The sequence below is a fragment of the Flavobacterium sp. P1_E4 genome, from assembly GCF_056405915.1.
On the sequence record NZ_JBFUBE010000004.1, the window covers coordinates 202,196 to 220,086 of the forward strand.

The 17,891-nt window shown below is 35.5% G+C and carries 13 protein-coding genes; 4 read left to right on the plus strand and 9 right to left on the minus strand.

What is annotated here, in order from left to right:
* Positions 1-87: 87 nt before the first annotated feature.
* Both AC1DY0_RS06195 and AC1DY0_RS06200 read left to right on the plus strand, forming a co-directional pair.
* The gene (locus tag AC1DY0_RS06195) at positions 88-2,103 is read left to right on the plus strand and encodes a hypothetical protein (RefSeq protein WP_477187767.1); all 2,016 of its coding nucleotides are present in this window, start codon (positions 88-90) and stop codon (positions 2,101-2,103) included.
* Positions 2,104-2,718: 615 nt separating this feature from the next.
* On the plus strand, positions 2,719-3,174 hold the full coding sequence (locus tag AC1DY0_RS06200; RefSeq protein WP_477187768.1) for a hypothetical protein: 456 nt from the start codon (positions 2,719-2,721) through the stop codon (positions 3,172-3,174).
* A 249-nt stretch (positions 3,175-3,423) separates the two neighbouring features.
* Here AC1DY0_RS06200 and AC1DY0_RS06205 read toward each other — a convergent pair whose 3' ends face one another.
* Positions 3,424-3,729 (minus strand): hypothetical protein, encoded by a 306-nt coding sequence (locus tag AC1DY0_RS06205; protein WP_477187769.1) that lies wholly within the window; start codon positions 3,727-3,729, stop codon positions 3,424-3,426.
* Positions 3,730-4,061: 332 nt separating this feature from the next.
* Here AC1DY0_RS06205 and AC1DY0_RS06210 point away from each other — a divergent pair, with 332 nt between their 5' ends.
* The gene (locus AC1DY0_RS06210; protein ID WP_477187770.1) at positions 4,062-4,934 is read left to right on the plus strand and encodes a LytTR family transcriptional regulator DNA-binding domain-containing protein; all 873 of its coding nucleotides are present in this window, start codon (positions 4,062-4,064) and stop codon (positions 4,932-4,934) included.
* Between the two features lie 142 nt (positions 4,935-5,076).
* Positions 5,077-6,246, plus strand: a complete 1,170-nt coding sequence (locus tag AC1DY0_RS06215; RefSeq protein ID WP_477187771.1) for an acyltransferase family protein — start codon at positions 5,077-5,079, stop codon at positions 6,244-6,246.
* Positions 6,247-6,299: 53 nt separating this feature from the next.
* Here AC1DY0_RS06215 and AC1DY0_RS06220 read toward each other — a convergent pair whose 3' ends face one another.
* The 8 genes from AC1DY0_RS06220 to AC1DY0_RS06255 form a co-directional block, all read right to left on the minus strand.
* On the minus strand, positions 6,300-8,309 hold the full coding sequence (locus AC1DY0_RS06220; RefSeq protein WP_477187772.1) for a family 2A encapsulin nanocompartment cargo protein cysteine desulfurase: 2,010 nt from the start codon (positions 8,307-8,309) through the stop codon (positions 6,300-6,302).
* A complete protein-coding gene (locus tag AC1DY0_RS06225) occupies positions 8,293-9,213 on the minus strand; it encodes a family 2A encapsulin nanocompartment shell protein (RefSeq protein ID WP_116796008.1) in 921 nt (306 codons plus the stop codon). The genes AC1DY0_RS06220 and AC1DY0_RS06225 overlap by 17 nt, the downstream gene beginning before the upstream one ends.
* 710 nt (positions 9,214-9,923) lie before the next feature.
* Positions 9,924-10,751, minus strand: coding sequence for a leucine-rich repeat domain-containing protein (locus AC1DY0_RS06230; protein ID WP_477187773.1), 828 nt, complete (start codon positions 10,749-10,751; stop codon positions 9,924-9,926).
* Positions 10,752-11,022: 271 nt separating this feature from the next.
* Positions 11,023-12,285, minus strand: a complete 1,263-nt coding sequence (locus tag AC1DY0_RS06235; protein WP_477187774.1) for a YeiH family protein — start codon at positions 12,283-12,285, stop codon at positions 11,023-11,025.
* Positions 12,286-12,320: 35 nt separating this feature from the next.
* Entirely contained in the window at positions 12,321-13,403 is a 1,083-nt protein-coding gene (locus AC1DY0_RS06240; RefSeq protein WP_477187775.1) for a formylglycine-generating enzyme family protein, read from the minus strand.
* 348 nt (positions 13,404-13,751) lie between these two features.
* On the minus strand, positions 13,752-14,468 hold the full coding sequence (locus tag AC1DY0_RS06245; protein WP_477187776.1) for a thioredoxin domain-containing protein: 717 nt from the start codon (positions 14,466-14,468) through the stop codon (positions 13,752-13,754).
* A 5-nt stretch (positions 14,469-14,473) separates the two neighbouring features.
* Positions 14,474-15,541 (minus strand): sterol desaturase family protein, encoded by a 1,068-nt coding sequence (locus tag AC1DY0_RS06250; protein WP_477187777.1) that lies wholly within the window; start codon positions 15,539-15,541, stop codon positions 14,474-14,476.
* A 421-nt stretch (positions 15,542-15,962) separates the two neighbouring features.
* Positions 15,963-17,870, minus strand: coding sequence for an arylsulfatase (locus tag AC1DY0_RS06255; RefSeq protein ID WP_477187778.1), 1,908 nt, complete (start codon positions 17,868-17,870; stop codon positions 15,963-15,965).
* Positions 17,871-17,891 lie beyond the last annotated feature (21 nt).

Below are 17,891 nucleotides of genomic sequence, written 5' to 3' on the forward strand. Positions count from 1 at the left end.
CAAAATAAGCAAAATATTTATCCAAAAAAAATTACTCATCCAAACGCTACTAATATAATAGATAATAGCAATTTAAAAATAAATTTCATGAACAAATCATTTAAGAAAAAACGAAGACCTTTTTTATTTGCCGTTGTAGCTTTTTGCTTTATAACGAGTAAATCATTTTCGCAGGAAGACCGCCGCTGGCAAATCGATCAAGATGGTTCTATTTCTTGGCAAATAAATAGCAACATTCCCCATGATGATCATATCGAAATGAGTGGTAAAAAAATCTCTTGCGTTCTCCGATACGGTGTAGCTGCAGATGGTTCCTTCCATGCCACCCGCAGCTTAGTGTGGCCAATGTTAAGAACCATTCCCAATAATACCCACGCAAGTCTTACGCGACAATTTGCGCAAGATGCCTTTGATTTGGTAACGGTGAATTACAAACCTATCACAGCAGAAAAAGTAGTTTCATTAACTCTCAATGGAACATTGCTTGTTAAGAGTAAAGCCGCTAACATCCTTGAACTAACCAGACAGTATTTCCCATCAACAACCTTGGCAGGCTATTGCGAAATTTATACCATTAAAAACATCTCCGGAAAAACCTGCGCGGTAGAAATTCCAAAATCAAATGCTGTTTACACTTCAGATCCAGCAAAAGGAACAGAAGGCAGTTACGCTCTACACGTAGATATTTTTAATCAAGGGAATTTTAATCTTCAAGCAAATGAAACAATTAGTTTTTCTGTTTTCTACTCCGGGGTTAAAGCAAATGAACAAGTTCCAGCAGTAAATATAGATGAAGAAAAAAACAAACGCTTAAAATTAATCCATGAAGTATGGAACAAACTTGTATTAGAAACACCTGACCAGGTTTTGAATACAGAATTTGCCTTTGCTAAAATCAGAGCTTCAGAAAGTATTTTCGAAACCAAAGGCGGTCCTATGCACGGCCCAGGAGGAGAATCTTATTACGCCGCTATATGGGCTAACGATCAAGCAGAATATATTGGGCCTTTCTTTCCTTATTTAGGGTACGAATATGGCAATAAAGCATCATTAAACGCTTACCTCCAATTTGCAAGATTCATCAACAAAGAATATAAACCAATTCCAAGTTCAATCGTTGCAGAGGGAACTGATATTTGGGATGGAGCCGGTGACCGTGGTGATGGAGCAATGATTGCTTATGGAGCTTCACGTTATGCCCTTTCCAGAGGAAATGTAAATGAGGCCAAACAATTATGGCCATTAATTGAATGGTGTCTTGAATACTGTCACAGAAAATTAAACACTGATGGTGTAGTAACCTCTGATTCTGATGAACTAGAAGGACGTCTTCCTGCCGGAAAAGCAAACCTTAACACTTCTTCTTTATACTACGATGCACTTAATTCAGCAGTTTATTTGGGTGAAGCTTTAGGAAAAGACGAAGCTCAACTTAAAACATACAAAGCTCAAGCTGAAAAATTAAGAACAGCTATTGAAAAGTATTTTGGTTCTAAAGTAGAAGGATTTGAGACCTACAAATATTACAAAGAGAATGACATTCTAAGAGCATGGATATGTACCCCACTCACAATGGGTATCTATGATCGAAAAGACGGAACTATAGCCGCTTTATTTTCACCAAGATTATGGACTAAAGATGGTCTTGCCAGTATTGCAGGTGACAAAATATTTTGGGATCGATCAACTTTATATGCGTTGAGAGGTGTATTGGCAGCAGGAGAAACAGACAAAGCGCTTGAATTTTTACATTATTATTCAAACCGTCGTTTATTGGGCGATCATGTTCCTTACCCTGTAGAAGCCTATCCAGAAGGAGATCAACGTCACCTTTCGGCAGAAAGTGGCTTGTATTGCAGAATTTTCACCGAAGGATTATTTGGCATCCGTCCTACAGGTTTACACAGTTTCGATTTCACACCACGCCTTCCTAAATCCTGGCCAGTGATGAAATTGCGTCATATCTATGCATTTGAACATGATTTTGACATTACCGTTGAAAGAGTCGATAAAAAACTAAAAATTACAGTATCTGATGGCAAGAAAACATTAATCAATAAAATTGTTAAAGACGGAGAGATGATAAACATCAATCTTCAATAGATCAAAGTTGGGGTTCGGAACTAATCATTTTTACCTGAATCTTGAAGGAATCTAATAAAAATCATCTTATGGATCAATAAAGTGATTCCTTTTTTAACGCCATCCTAAAAAAGTGTGTAGGTTTAAATTTAAAAAATCACTTTTTTAAAGATCATTTCACACAAATATTTTTTATAATAATCTTCCAGAAACTCGTTAGATTTTTCAAGATTACGAGCTACTAAGACAAGCTTCAGAGAAATCTGGAGCTTTTTTCGTTATATACCACTACTTCTTCCTTATAAAAAACATCTAATCTATTATTTTCAAGCACATTTTTCACTCCACAAATAAATAAAATAACAAAAAATATATCTGCTTGTAAATTATTTTTACCATTTATAATTTTAGGCAGTTAAATTGTACTTAAATTTTTATGTAATTGACTATTAATACATTAACTTTATATAGATATATAATTGAGTGAGGAATTTAAAGCAACAGTCACCCCAGAACTTACTTTTAATTTTTAGATTATTTCTCTAAAAATGCCTACTCCATTAGTGACAAACAATTACAAAAACACATATCGGAAAATAAAGAAGATGATTTTAGTAACATTTTAAACGAATAGTTATGAAAAAATTACTATTACTAATGATTTTAATAACATCACAAGCAAACTCACAATCAAAAAGAGAACAATATGCTAAAGATAATGACAACTATTATCCAGGCACTCAAGTCAGTTTATTAGCAGCACCAGACTCTTATGAAATAGGGGTCTCATATACTGACATCCTAACATATGGAGTTTCGTTTGAAAGAACTCAATTTGACACAGTGAATGATGAAAAATCATTTTATGGAATATATGGCTCATTAGGAGGAGAATTTAAAAGGGTTACTGTAACAGTAAAAATGGGCGGTACCAGCTTAAAACAAATGGATGCGGAAAATACAACAATTCAGTTTGCCTATGGAGGGGCACTAGAAGTAAGAATTACACCAAATATAGGAGTTATTGTTGGTGCTGATAATGTAGTGGATACCTTTTTGTACGGATTATGCTATCATTTTGGTAAGAAATAAAACAAAGAATTCTTTAAAATATATAGATTTATGTACAATTACTAACATTAACATATTAATACGATCTGAGTCCTGTTCCACTACTTGAAAGCTCCAGAGAAATCTGAATTATTTTTATTTATTGAATTCTTAAATATTGTACTATGCAATAATTTAGATCAAAAATTTAGCAAACAATCTCCATCCCACCCCACAAAAAAAAGACTGTTCAAATCATGAACAGTCTTTTTATGAAATTAAGAAATTTTTTTATGCAGCGAACAAGCCTTGCTTGTGAGCGTTATATAAAACCAAATCATAAGGAACTAATTTAGGGGCTACTTTCTCTGAAGAAGCATTAAACTTGATACCATTGTGTTTTCTAAACAAGTAAATTTCTTTTAAACAATTAGACAAACTCTGGTGAATTAATGTCGTAAAAGTCGGTAACTGTTTGTCGCCTACCAATAAATCAATTTGGTAATTCGAACTACTTTTCGATAGATTGTTCCCGATGATTCTTAAAGTGAATGTTGTCGGGATTCCGTTTTGCTCCCCTTGATACTGTACTACCATATTATTTAAGATTAAAATGTGGTTAAATTAAATTTATCGTCTCAACTCTATATTCGTTGAATTCTTTATTAAAGCTTTTAAAAATAAGAAAATGATATAATAACGACCGTTAAATTATCAGTTTATAACAAAGCTAATTAATAAAATGATTACGAATGAAATTAAGTATGTAAAATTTTCATAAATTATTCGGTAGATGAACTACGCTTGACAGCTTATTAATTGTTGCGGTTAGTACGATTTTATACATATATTTGTTTTAAACTAAAATCAACAATTCCGCAAGACACAAATAGGTTAGCAATTATAGCATCTCATAAGACAAATAAAAAATGAATCAAAAAACATCACTTCTTAACTTTTTGAAACAGCCATATCCGTTTTATTATGAAGGCAAAAAACTTCTCCAAATAACAGCTGTATTTTTTTTGATTTCTTTTTTTTTCAACTACATGCTCCAGCCTTTTGACGTAAACCCTCAAGAACAGAAAATGCATTATTTTTGGATATGCTGCGTCCATTCCTTCTCCCCTATATTAGTATTGCTGTGCATTGCATTAATCTGTAAACTGTTTCCAAAAGCGACTGACGACTGGAAAATCAAAAACGAATGCATCTTAGTTTTCTTTCTGCTTCTTTTTACTGGAATCACGCAATTTCTGATCCGTGATGTGATTTATGACAACCCCATGAATTGGTCTTGGGGATATTTCATAGAAGAAATTTCCAATACATTTATCGCTGGTATTTTCCTTGCTCCTATCATCATTTCCATCAATTTAAACAGACAGCAACTTAAAAATAGTCAAAAAGCAGACCGTATTTCTTCCTCCATAACTGATGCAAAGAAAATCCAAAACAACACATCTGTCACTATTGAAACAGAAGTGAAATCGGAAAAATTTGTTTTCGAAAGCCATAGTTTTATTTACGCCAAAGCGGAAGGAAACTATGCTGAGATATTCCTCAAAAAAGAAGATAAAGTTCAAAAACTCATCAAACGCATCCCTATCAAAAATTTGGAAATTCAGTTGAGTACTTTTCCGTTTATTATTAAAACTCATCGATCAATTTTATTAAATCTAAACCACATCGAAAAGGTTACCGGAAATGCACAAGGATATAAAGTGCAACTAAAAGACTGCCCAGATACCGTTCCCGTTTCCAGAAACTTCATTCAATCGTTCGAAACTGCAACTGCATAGCGATAAAAACACTTTGTTGTTTGTCCCAAAATCTTGCCAACCATCCCAGAACAATGCCTTTCGTCACATAATCTTGCGATTCAGAACAAGAATTTGCAGTGTTGTTTTTTTGCTAACACATTTGCAAAAAACTTTAGAACTTATGCGTAGATATGACTTAGACTGGCTTCGAGTAATAGTATTTGGATTACTCATTTTTTATCATGTGGGAATGTTTTTTGTAGCTCCGGATTGGGAGTGGCACATCAAAAATAACATTACCTACGAATGGATTAAATATCCAATGTTGTTTTTAAACCAATGGCGACTGCCTATCCTTTTCGTCATTTCCGGAATGGGAACATCCTATGCCCTTTCGAAAAGAACTGCAGCTCAATTCGCTTTTGAAAGAACCAAAAAATTACTACTCCCGTTAATTTTTGGAATGTTGGTTATCGTGCCTCCGCAAGTATATTTTGAAAAGTTTTCAAAAAGAATGATCGAAGGCAGTTATTTCGACTTTTGGCCTTCGCACGCCTTTATTGGTACATATCCCGTTGGGAACTTGAGTTGGCATCATTTATGGTTCATCCCTTACTTACTACTATTCTCGTTGGTACTTATTCCTGCTTTTATATTTTTAAGAAACAACCCAAATAATTTCATACTAAGAACTACCACAAAAATAAGCAGTACCAGATTCGGTCTATATTGGTTTATAGTTCCGCTCTATCTGATCGAAGCTTTTATAGAGCCTTTTTTCAAAGAAACTCATGCTTTGGTTGGCGATTGGTTTGTCATTATCAATAGCATCACTTTATTCTTTTTTGGATTCTTGTTAATCTCCGTAAAAGAAACTTTCTGGAAAACGGTGGAAGCAAACAGAAAGACCTATTTAAAATGTGGCATAATTGGTTTTACATTACTAATGTGTATCATCACCGCTTTTGAGGATAGTTACGTTAGACATTTTACTGAAGCTTTAATCAAAGTCTTCTCCTTTTGGTCATGGATTCTAACGCTGTTTGGGTATGCTTCAAAATACCTCAACAAACCAAGTAAAACATTAACATACTGTAATGAGGCAGTATATCCTTTTTACATCCTTCACCAAACGATAACAGTATTTTTGGGTTATTACTTAATGAATTTACAATGGAATTCTTTCTTTAAATTCTCGATTATGTCCATCGGAACTTTTTTACTGTCGTGGGTAATATATGAATTCTTAATTAGAAGATGGTTATTGGTTCGACCGCTTTTCGGTTTACAGAATACAAAAAAAATATCCGAACCTGAGTTTCATCATCAATCCTCCAGTTCTATTTTATAAAGAGAGAGCAACAAAATCAAAGAAAAAACCTCAGGACAATCCTGAGGTTTTTGCTATTTATCCGTTTTTAATCGCCAGAGCGTTTCTATAAACACATCCACATCTTGACAAGTATTATAAAAAGCCAATGAAGGGCGAACGGTGGTTTCTACTCCCATTCTCCTTAAAATAGGTTGTGCACAATGGTGTCCGGTGCGCACTGCGATCCCTTCCCTATTCAACGCTTTTCCAACCTCATCATTAGTAAAACCTTCCAAAGTGAACGAAAGTACGCTCGCTTTGTTGGCAGCAGTCCCTATCAATCGTACTCCTGGAATCTGTTTGAGTAAATGTGTGGCATATTCCAACAAATAATGCTCATACTGTCCAATCGCTTCAATACCTATTTTCGAAATGTAGTCAATTGCTGCGCCAAGGCCTATCGCATCAGCAATATTTCCGGTACCTGCTTCAAAACGATTCGGCGCTATATGATATTTTATTTCCTCGAAAGTCACATCCTGAATCATATTCCCCCCGGATTGATACGGTTCCATTTCGTTCAGCAAATCTTCTTTTCCATACACAACGCCAATTCCTGTTGGGCCAAACAATTTATGTCCAGAGAAAACAAGCCAATCGGCATTGAGATAACGAACATCTACTTTCATATGCGAAACTGACTGTGCCCCGTCCAAAAGCACTTTGGCTCCAACGGCATGAGCCATTTCAACCATTTGTTTGGCAGGCGTTACCGTTCCCAATGCATTGGAAACTTGAGTAAACGCAACCAACTTCGTTTTAGAATTCAGCAATTTGGCATATTCATCAAGCAAAATTTGTCCGTCATCGTCCACCGGAATCACTCTCAAAACCAATCCTTTTTTATCAGCCAAACGTTTCCAGGGAACTATATTAGCGTGATGTTCTAAATGGCTGACAATTATCTCGTCACCCGCCACCAGTTTATGGTTTCCCCAACTTTCGGCTACCAAATTAACTCCTTCGGTCGCTCCTCGAACAAAAACAATTTCATTCACAGAACCCGCATTCAGAAATACTCTCACTTTTTCACGGGCGGCTTCATAAGCATCAGAAGCTCTTGCGGCCAATTCATGTGCTGCCCGATGAATGTTAGAATTTTCATGTTCATAAAAATAGGCAACACGATCAATCACTGCCTTCGGTTTTTGGGTAGTCGCCGCATTATCGAACCAGATTAATGGTTTCCCGTTTACTGTCTCGCTCAAAATCGGAAAATCTTTCTTGATCAAATTCGCATCAAAATTAGATCCAACCCATCCGCTTCTGGATTGTGGTTGAATAGGCACAACAGATGAAAACTCAGTTTTTCTGGAATCAAAAGCAAACGGGTTTTGATCTAAAAAATAATAACTGCTCTTTTGTCCCAATCCAACTGAGTCTTTTTCCAAAGGAATCCCAAAACTAGTATTTACCAAATCCAATGCCGCTTTTAATTCAGCTTCAAAAGAAGCTCCTTCATATTCAAATGGCAAATAGGATGACTCTTCTTTTTTATTCTGCAAATTCATGTCGGCGAAATCGGTCTGCGGATTTTCCATATTCACGTTATTGCCCGTACCGACAGCAAACGGTGTGTCTCCACTTCCCAATGCATATTTTGAAATATCAACACCATTTAAGTCCTGTTCCAAAAAATTAGGATCGGGAATCCCCGAAAAAGAATTAGGAACTACTCCTAAAGTCCCTAAATTTCCATAAGAAGCAACCGATGGAGATCCACCAAAACCTCCCATTGATGGAGGAGATTGTGAAAAACCCAAAGGACTTCCAGCCTGATTTGGAATTACAGGCGGTGCATAACCCGATTGAGCCATTAAAGTATCATGGCTACTAACTGGAAAAATGGTTTCTACCTGACCTAAATTACCGGCTGTGAGGAGTGTTTTAGCTATTTTAGTCGCACGAGGATGTTCATTATGATCTGGACTCAAGGAAATCTCTTTTGGAAATTCGTTGGGCAAAGCACTGAACAACTCATTGGCTAAATGCTGCAAATCCTCAATATTCGGCAATCCAGGATTGTTAGTATTTGTATTCATGGTACTTGTCTATTTGCACATCTTCCAGCACCGCAATTGCATCATCAACAGTTACTACCAATGAACAATACAACGATACCAAATAGGAAGCAATCGCTTTTTCATTGATACCCATAAAACGAACAGATAATCCAGGGGATTGTTCTCCTTGCAAACCAGGTAAAATAAGTCCAATTACACCTTGACGGCTTTCGCCAGTACGCATCAATATGATTTTAGATTTTCCGTTTTTAATCGGTAATTTATCCGAAGGAATAAGCGGAATCCCTCTCCAAGTTAGGAATTGGGAACCAAACATAGAAGTTGTTGGAGGCGGAACTCCGCGACGGGTACATTCACGGCCAAATGCTGCGATAGCCAACGGATGCAACAAAAAGAAACCAGGCTCTTTCCATACTTTGGTCAACAATTCGTCCAAATCATCTGGTGTTGGTGCTCCTGTTCTGGTTTTAATAATTTGAGAAGGAACCACATTACTCAATAAACCATAATCTTTATTATTGATTAATTCGCTTTCTTGTCTTTCCTTAATAGTTTCAATAGCCAAACGCAATTGTTCCGTAATTTGGTTATATGGTTTACTGTACAAATCCGAAACACGGGTATGCACTTCAACAATCGTTTGAACCGCTGCCAAATTATACTCCTTGGGATTATCGATATAATCCACAAAAGTATTGGGAAGTGAACGTTCATCTCTCGCCGAACAATCCACTTCGATATGTGTCGCATCTTTAACTTTATTCAAACGGTACACCCCTGCTTCTACAGGAACCCAATGCAAAAGATGTGTCAGCCATCTTGGGGTTATTGTTCCCATTTGAGGAACCGAACGGGTTGCAATTGCTAACTGTCTCGCTGCTGCGTCTCCTAACGCAGTTTGCTGTTTTTTTAATTCTGCCATTGTTCTATTTATTAAGTTATATCTAATATTACTAAATCACGGGCAAGGTTGATTCAAAAAAACGCAACATGTACATAATCATGTCAAGCAATTTCAAACCAAATCAAAAAAGGAAAGAGCCAATTTTAAAGAGGAGTTTCATTGACCATTAATCAGAAAAGCACAACTCCCAAAAAACTGTTTGTAATCAAGATTGCATAAAAAAAGAATGTATTATTTTCTCCACTAATTTAACACAATTATACAACTACCACAATAACAATAGTTTAAATAAATTAAATTTTAATACTAAAAAAGGAAGGGGAATTCAATAAGCTAGGGTCGATTATTGTTTTTGGAGCAGAAACATCAGGCTTTTTTGTCAACATCGTCCCGTTTTACTTTACAAACGAAGTTCACTGAACTCCTATGAAAATAAATGTATAGTAAGGTAATCTTATAAGTCTCGTCCCAAAAGACGAGACTTATAAAGATTTCCACTTCAACCGGGGCTAAGAGTGAGCATTCTGCCTTTTTGCCATCATCTAAAAAAGAAAAGGAGTAAGAATCAAATAATGTTTATTAATCCAGAAATTAATTTGTCCAAATAATATACAATTAGGATAACATATAAAAACGAAAAACCCTGTAATGTATGAGTTTACAGGGTATTCTAACTAAATGTATTAAAACAAACAACTTTCGATCTCTTCAATCCTTGCAATGAAGTATTACCCTTTAATAACGGGTAACGAAACTACGTTTCCGACTTCATTTCGCATGGTCATATTTAATTTATCCAATAATGACAATCTGTTGGAAACTAGTCCTGAGAACAAATTATAGGATATATTCATTTTTTTCAAATGGATTAATTTCTCCAATTCTAATGGGACTTGCCCTCTAAAATCATTGTCAAAAAGGTTTAAATTTTCTAACAAAACTAGATTACCAATTGCAGGACTTAATTTTCCTGTAAATCTATTAGAATACAAAGATATTGATTTTAAAGATTTTAACTCATAAAAAGAGACAGGTAATTGTCCTTGAAAAGAATTTTCATACAATGATAAAGTCTCTAACATCGAAAGTTTCCCTATTTGTGGAGGCAACTCACCCGATAAAATATTTCGATCGAGTACTAATGTTTTTAAATTAGGTAAAGTACAAATTGAAACAGGAATAAAACCAGTTAATTTATTAAACGAAAGGTCCAAAACTTGCAAATTCTTCAAATTACCAATATTGAGTGGAATTTCACCATTCAATAAATTGGTGCCTAAATTCAGTTCCTGTAAATTCAACAATGTACTAATCTCAACAGGAATACGACCTGTCAAATTATTATTGTTTAAGTTTATGGAAATTACCTTATCATCAACAACTTTGACTCCATACCATTTATCCATTGGCAACGAAAGATCCCATTTATTAATCCATTTAGCACCATTGGTAGTTTGGTTTAATTTTATAAGGACATCCTTTTCTGCCTGAGAAACATTAGCAAAAAGGGAAAGTGAAAAGAAGACTGTAAGAAGTAGCGTAATTTTATAACTCATTTGCTTTGTTTAAAAAATTCATTACTTCAAAAATAATTAAAAAGTTCGCTAACCAACAAAAAAAATCGACAAATTAACACAGAAAAATATTTAATAAATATATATCTTACAAAAAAAAGTGCAACAATTCAAAAATGAATTATTGCACTTACAAAAAAAAAAAAATCAAGTATGACCCAAAATCAATTAACTCTGTTCCGTATGATAAACAGAATTAATTTTACTGTACAGCATGAGGATTTGGTCTTTCTCCTCAGCTAATTACACTCCATCATTTGCCAAACAAAATAAAGGCAATGATTAAAGTAATGATAACATTAAACGTTTGTGCTATTAAGAAAGCATAGAACGGTTTTTTACTATTTGAATTCAATAAATCTTTAAAATTTGTCTCTAAACCAATACTGGTAAAAGCCAAAGCGAACCAAATACTCTGAAGGTTTTTCAAACTGTCTTTAGTTGCATCCCTAACTTCAATTGGAACCAGAAAAGAAAAAACCAATGACGCAGCAATAAAACCAATAACGAACTTTGGAAAGCGCTCCCAGATAATCCTCAAAGTCGGTTTAGACTCAATAACCTCAGACGATTTATTCTTAGTGTATGTCCAGTATATGGATATCGCAAATGCCGCTATGCCTAAAAGTACATTCTGCGAAAACTTTACAATTGTACTTATTTTCAAAGCAGTTTCTCCTACCAGCGAACCAGATGCAACAACAGCTCCCGTAGTGTCGATACTACCTCCGAGCCAAGCGCCAGTTACTTCTTCTGAAAAGTTAAAATACTTTGCAATAATTGGCATAAAAATCATCATTGGGATAGCCGTAATCAATACCATAGAAATCACATAGGAAAGTTTCTTCGAGTCTCCTTTTATGGCGCCAGAAGTAGCAATTGCAGCCGAAACTCCACAAATAGAAACGGCACTGGATATCATCATAGTGAGTTCATCATCTACTTTTAGCTTTTTGCACAACCAAAATGCAAAATACCAAACCGACAGCACTACAACTAAAGCTTGCAATAATCCTAAAAAACCAGCCTTAAGAATATCTGAAAAAATCACACTGGTACCAAGTAATATCAATCCAACTTTAACAAACAATTCTGTAGAAAGTGCTGAACGAAACCAAGTTGGGAGCGTAAAGAAATTACCAATGAATAAGCCTATAAAAAGACTAAAAATTACAGCTTCCAGATTAAGCGCTTTTACCTGCCCATTACCTGCAATTGTCAATGCAACAACCGTCAGTACATATACGGCAGGAAACCCCAGCAAAAAATCCTTAACAGACTTTCCTATTAGAAAAGTTCCTAAAGTTCCAATAGCCGTTAGGTAAATAAATTGCTGTAAAACAATTTTCAAATTAACGTAGCCAAACACATCCTCTACAAGTTCAGTATAATTTGCCCATTTAAATACTGGAACTGGGAGAAGAAAAACCGAAAGCGATAATCCAATAATCAGAAAACCTAAGATTACTACCGTCCAATCTTCGTGAATGGCAAATTGTTTTGTGTTTTGTGACATTTTTTTAAAAATTTTTATTTAGATCTTGAACTTTATTATTTATCCTTAACACATCGAAATCCCAAGTGATTACAAGCACTGGTCGTTTCTCCTTTTCCTCGGCTTCCCGCAACATACCGAATACAATATTGATCGCTGCATAAAAAAGAACCTCCACGCTGCACGTGTTTTTCTACTCCAGGCTCTTCGGGATCATTGCTGGTCGAGGGCCCTTTGGGATTATTGGCAGAGCTATTTTTATAATAATCGTCACGGTATAAATCACTACACCATTCCCAAACATTTCCTTCCAAATCATATATTCCAAAAGGATTTTTTGAAAAAGATTCTACAGGTGCGGCACCCACAAAACCATCTTCGGCTGTATTATTATTTGGGAAACTCCCTTGAAAAATATTCGCAACCCATTTCCCATTTGGTTTAAGATCTTTTCCCCAATAATATTTTGTTGGTGTTCTTCCAGCCCTAGCAGCAAACTCCCATTCTGCTTCGGTTGGAAGTCGTTTTCCCGCCCATTCTGCATAAGCCTTCGCATCAACATAACTAATTTGAACCACAGGATAATTTTCCAATCCCTCGATATTGCTTTCAGGTCCTGAAGGATGTTTCCAATCGGCTCCCGGCACATATTGCCACCATTGTTGTATATTATCCAAAGGTACTTTGCCAGCAGGAGGCAAAAATACCGCAGAACCCGGTACCAATTTATCAAGTGGCACACCTGGATAATCAGCTGGATTCAGTGGCCTTTCTGCTATTGTCACATAATTTGTTGCTCGTACAAAAGCCGCAAATTGGGCATTAGTCACTTCATTTTCATCAATCCAATATCCTTTGACACTTACTTCATGAATAGGCTTTGCATCTGGATAATCATTAGTTCCCATATTGAAATTCCCTGCCGCGACCCAAACCATACCATTGGTTGAAGTAGCAACAGCGTTCCCCTTGGAATTATTCTTAATGGATTGTAACAACAATGCTTTTTTGGAAGTGTTTGCCTTGCAAAAAGCTTGACACTCTTTTGTGGCAACAACAGCAACCGCTTTACTCTCTTGCGCAAAAACTGAACTTAAGCCAGACAAAACAAATCCAGCTATTAAACTATGTATTTTCATATGTAGATATTTATTTTTTTATCTGTCATATGTAATTCGCATATCTTAATTGGTGCTAGCGACCAAATTATACTCATGCTCATTTCATATTTTTATTATTCATCATCCGTCTCCCCGAAAGTGCAATGCAATTAAAACTAAGCCCAAACCTACCTAAAACTTTCTTCCGAATTTCCAACAGCTTTTCACAATCATTTAAAGAAATCACATTTATTGCTCATCATGTGATTCACTTTAGCTATTTGATAATGCTCAAATCTTCATTCGGTCAAAATAACCAAAAAACTTAATTTAATTCCACTCTCTGCCACTTTCGGGAGCAACTGATGATTTTTTATCTTACTATTATTATTGGGCCAAAGCCAAGTCAACATCTTTTTTCAATTCTCCCAAGCCCTCTTTTTTGAAAATGATTTTTCCGTTTTTATATAAAATCAAAGTTGGAAAAACCTTTACCGTTTTTAAATCGGCTATGACCTGTGGACTTTCTTCTAAGTCAATTTCTACAATTTTTAAATTGGCTCCATATTCAGTTCTGATGGTTTCCAAAACTGGCTTTACTTTTTTGCAAGCACCACAATATCTAGATCCAATGTCAACTAAAACCGTATTGTTATCAGAAATAATCTTTTGGTATTCTGCCAACGACAATTTACTTTTTGAATTGGAATAAAAAGGTTTCCCTCCACCTATCCAAGCAGCAATCCCACCTTCTAAATCATGTACTTCCGAGAAACCGTTTTTCAATAATTCTTTGGCTAATTGTCCGCTTCTTCCTGCCCCAATCGAATAGATGAACACCGGTTTTGACTTGTCTAATTGAGCCACATATTTAGTATAATCCGCCGTTTCCAAATTAAAATTAACCGCACCTTCGATATGGTTTATTGTAAACTCTTCAGGGCTTCTGGCATCAATTATCTGAGGTTTTGTCTGCTCCTTAATTTTTGTCGAAAAAGAAGCTAACTGCAACGTAAATGTATTTTGATTTTGCGCGAAAGCACCCAAAGCAACGAACAGGACAATTGCAGTAATACTGTTTTTGAATATTTTATTTTTTTTCATAATCATTAAGATTGAACTGGCTCGTATATGTTTTGATTTGTTGAAACAGTTTCCTGCTTTTGAGAAATTGGCAGTGCAAGCACACCATCTGCTAAAGGACTTCCTTCTTTTTTGGATTTGAATATTGGCCAAAGAAATTGTGCATACCACTCTTCACTTTTGTATGATTTCGTTCCATATGATTTAGGGAATTTACGTGTAATTAAACCTGTCCCAAAAATTACATCCCATAGGAAAAACATATTTCCAAAATTACCTTTAAAGTGCCCTACTCCATCACCGCTTGTATCTGCATGGTGCGCATGATGCGTAGCCGGAGTCGAAATTAATCGTTCCAAAACCCAGGCAATTGGATGCAATATTCTGTATTTGTAAAATGGTTTGTCCCAAGCAATACTAGAATGTGCACCCAAAGTGATAAAACTTTTTACAACCAAAACAAACAAAGCCGGTAATCCCAACCCTAAATAAGTCAACGTAGCCGTCAAATAAATTTGGGAAAAAAGAACTGTATAAATAAAATTTTGTCTTGAAGCCATCGCCATTCCCATATAAGGAGCTGAGTGGTGTGTTCTATGAAAACGCCATAAAAATGGCACTTGATGATGCAAGCGATGGTACCAATACTGCGTTAAATCATCGGCAATTGCAATTAAGAAAAAACCTCCCCAAAACGGAACCCAAGAAAGGGCATTTGCCAAATTTGGAATTAAATATGGTAAAGCGGTTAAACTAAAAAATGCAACCACAGGTGGCAAAAGCAGTTTTGGTGCCAAAAAACAAATGATGTCAATTTTTCGTTCCGTCCCAGTCCATTGGTCATCATATAAACCTGCGGCAAATTCAACTGCTCCTAAAACAAGCATAAAAACGATTAATCCCCAAGTTCGAATGTTTTCGAATGCAGGTTTTGCGAATTCTAAAAATGAAGGCAATACAAGATGCGACTGACTCACATCACCATTGCTTAATTTAAAATAAAGGAATATTGCCAATACCGGCAAACTGTAAATCAAAAGACTTATACTTAAATCTCTTGTTAGTTTTCTTTTTAATTTTTGATCTAATGCCATGATTTCTTATTTTAAAAGTTGATTAACTAATGCTAAGCCTCCAGCCAAAATGACTAACGGTACGAAAAAGACAATCGCCCCAACGACAATCTTTTTTCCAATGGTTATAAAATCTATCAGTTTCATATGTGAATATTTATTATTATTTAAAACTATTTAATTATTATTTTTTTTAAACAATTAAATATTATTTAGAAACATTTAATTGTTCTTTAAAAACATTTAATTAATATTTAAAACAATTAAATTGTTCTTTAGAAAAATTTAATTAATATTTAAAAACATTTAATTGTTTTAAAGAACAATTAAATTGTTCTTTATATAATTTAATTATCATTTTAAAATATTAGTAGCAAACATTGCTCTCCTCATTTAAATATCAGAGCTGTCAACTTCAAACTTAACAGCTCTGAAATAGTTTTTACTTATTTGCTTTGCTCAATAATTCCTGGGCAGATTGTCCTTCCGTAGCTGGTGTTTTATGTATTCTTCTTTGATAAACATCCGACCAATCTATTAATGGATACAAGTTGTTTTTCTTGGCCTGCTCATCAAACAGTTTTTTTAACTCGGCAACTTTTTCTGGATATTTCTTGGCCAAATCTTTTCTTTCATTGAAATCTTCATTGATGTTGTACAATTCCCAAACATCTTTGTCAAAATCAGCATTCAAAACATTCGCTTTAGATTTGTCTGCCAATGCCTCTTTCACTTCAATTGAATTTGGGTGATGTGCTGCGGCAGCTTTCCAACCATCATTATAAATGGATCTGGCCCCAAAAATGTAATAGTGCTGAATTTTGTGATCCGATACTACTTTGGCATCATTCAAAGAATTGTAAAATGAATATCCTTGGATGGTATCCTGCTTAATTCCTTTTATAGACTCTGGTGCTTTTACTCCAAGAATATCAAGAGTTGTTGGCAAAATATCAATTACGTGGCTGTATTGGTTTCTGATTCCCCCTTTTTCTTTAATTCCTTTTGGATAATAAACAATCAAAGGATTGTGGGTTCCTCCTTCAGAATTGGCATCTTGTTTCCAAGATTTAAATGGAGTGTTAGTCGCTTGTGCCCAACCCAAAGGATAATTGGCATACGTTTGAGGTGTCCCAATTTCACCAATTCGGTTTAAATTATTTTGAAATACCTGCTCTTCTGTTTCTCCAACTACATAGGTTTGTCTGTTGACAGCTCCTTGCAGCGTTCCTTCTTTACTGGCTCCGTTATCACCTATTAGAACAAAAACAACAGTATTCTCCAATTGATTGGATTCTTTCAAATAATTAACTAATCTTCCAATTTCGTAATCGGTATAAGTCAGATATCCAGCATAGACTTCCATAAATTTTGAATAAACTTTCTTTTGGTCTGGCGTTAATTTTTTCCAGTCTGCAATAAGTGAATTACGTTCAGGCAATACAGCATTGGCAGGAACAACTCCTAATTTCTTTTGATTGGCAAGTGTTTTTTCACGGTATGCATCCCAACCATCGTCAAATTTTCCTTTATAGGCATCACTCCATTTTGCAGCTACCTGATGCGGTGCGTGAACTGCAGCCGGGGAATAATACAAAAAGAATGGTTTACCCGGAGCCGCTTTTTGCTGTTTAGTAATATAGCTGATCGCCTTGTCTGTAATTTGCTCGCTAAGGTGTCTTCCATCTGGAGTAACGTGTGCTTGGTCTTCTATCAAATCTGGTTTGTACTGATCTGTTGCTGAACCCAAGAATCCAAAGAAATGTTCGAATCCTTTTCCGGTTGGCCATCTGTCAAAAGGGCCGGCATCTGTTGCATCTTCATCTGGAGTTACACCATATTTACCCACGCCAAAAGTATTGTACCCTTTGTCACGCAAAATCTCTGCAATCGTTCCGTTTTTTGCAGGTAATCTTCCATCCCATCCCGGAAAACCCGCAGACATTATAGTATGCGAAAATCCTCCAACATGAACCTTATGAGAATTGCTTCCTGTCAACAAAGCAGAACGTGTAGGCGCACAAATAGCCGTGGTGTGAAAATTGGTATAACGCAATCCATTATTGGCCAAACTCTCTAATACCGGAGTTTCTATCAAACCGCCAAAAGCACTGGAAGCCCCATATCCTACATCATCCAAAACAATCCAAACCACATTTGGAGAACCCTTTGGGGGAGTTACCGGTTCACGCCAATATTCCTTCGATTCTGCCAATGTTTTTCCAATAACCCCTTTGTAGTTTGGGTCTGGCTGGTTTTGGGCAAAGCCAAATTGTGCAACAAGCAAAGTAGCAATCAGAATACTTTTTTTCTGGTCTTTAATTACACTATTGTATATAAAATTTTTCATTTCTTTTTCATTAATTTTAAG

Coding starts and splice junctions, on each gene's coding strand:
- AC1DY0_RS06195 (WP_477187767.1), top strand. CDS start 88: ATGAACAAATCATTTAAGAAAAAACGAAGACCTTTTTTATTTGCCGTT.
- AC1DY0_RS06200 (WP_477187768.1), top strand. CDS start 2,719: ATGAAAAAATTACTATTACTAATGATTTTAATAACATCACAAGCAAAC.
- AC1DY0_RS06205 (WP_477187769.1), bottom strand. CDS start 3,729: ATGGTAGTACAGTATCAAGGGGAGCAAAACGGAATCCCGACAACATTC.
- AC1DY0_RS06210 (WP_477187770.1), top strand. CDS start 4,062: ATGAATCAAAAAACATCACTTCTTAACTTTTTGAAACAGCCATATCCG.
- AC1DY0_RS06215 (WP_477187771.1), top strand. CDS start 5,077: ATGCGTAGATATGACTTAGACTGGCTTCGAGTAATAGTATTTGGATTA.
- AC1DY0_RS06220 (WP_477187772.1), bottom strand. CDS start 8,309: ATGAATACAAATACTAACAATCCTGGATTGCCGAATATTGAGGATTTG.
- AC1DY0_RS06225 (WP_116796008.1), bottom strand. CDS start 9,213: ATGGCAGAATTAAAAAAACAGCAAACTGCGTTAGGAGACGCAGCAGCG.
- AC1DY0_RS06230 (WP_477187773.1), bottom strand. CDS start 10,751: ATGAGTTATAAAATTACGCTACTTCTTACAGTCTTCTTTTCACTTTCC.
- AC1DY0_RS06235 (WP_477187774.1), bottom strand. CDS start 12,285: ATGTCACAAAACACAAAACAATTTGCCATTCACGAAGATTGGACGGTA.
- AC1DY0_RS06240 (WP_477187775.1), bottom strand. CDS start 13,403: ATGAAAATACATAGTTTAATAGCTGGATTTGTTTTGTCTGGCTTAAGT.
- AC1DY0_RS06245 (WP_477187776.1), bottom strand. CDS start 14,468: ATGAAAAAAAATAAAATATTCAAAAACAGTATTACTGCAATTGTCCTG.
- AC1DY0_RS06250 (WP_477187777.1), bottom strand. CDS start 15,541: ATGGCATTAGATCAAAAATTAAAAAGAAAACTAACAAGAGATTTAAGT.
- AC1DY0_RS06255 (WP_477187778.1), bottom strand. CDS start 17,870: ATGAAAAATTTTATATACAATAGTGTAATTAAAGACCAGAAAAAAAGT.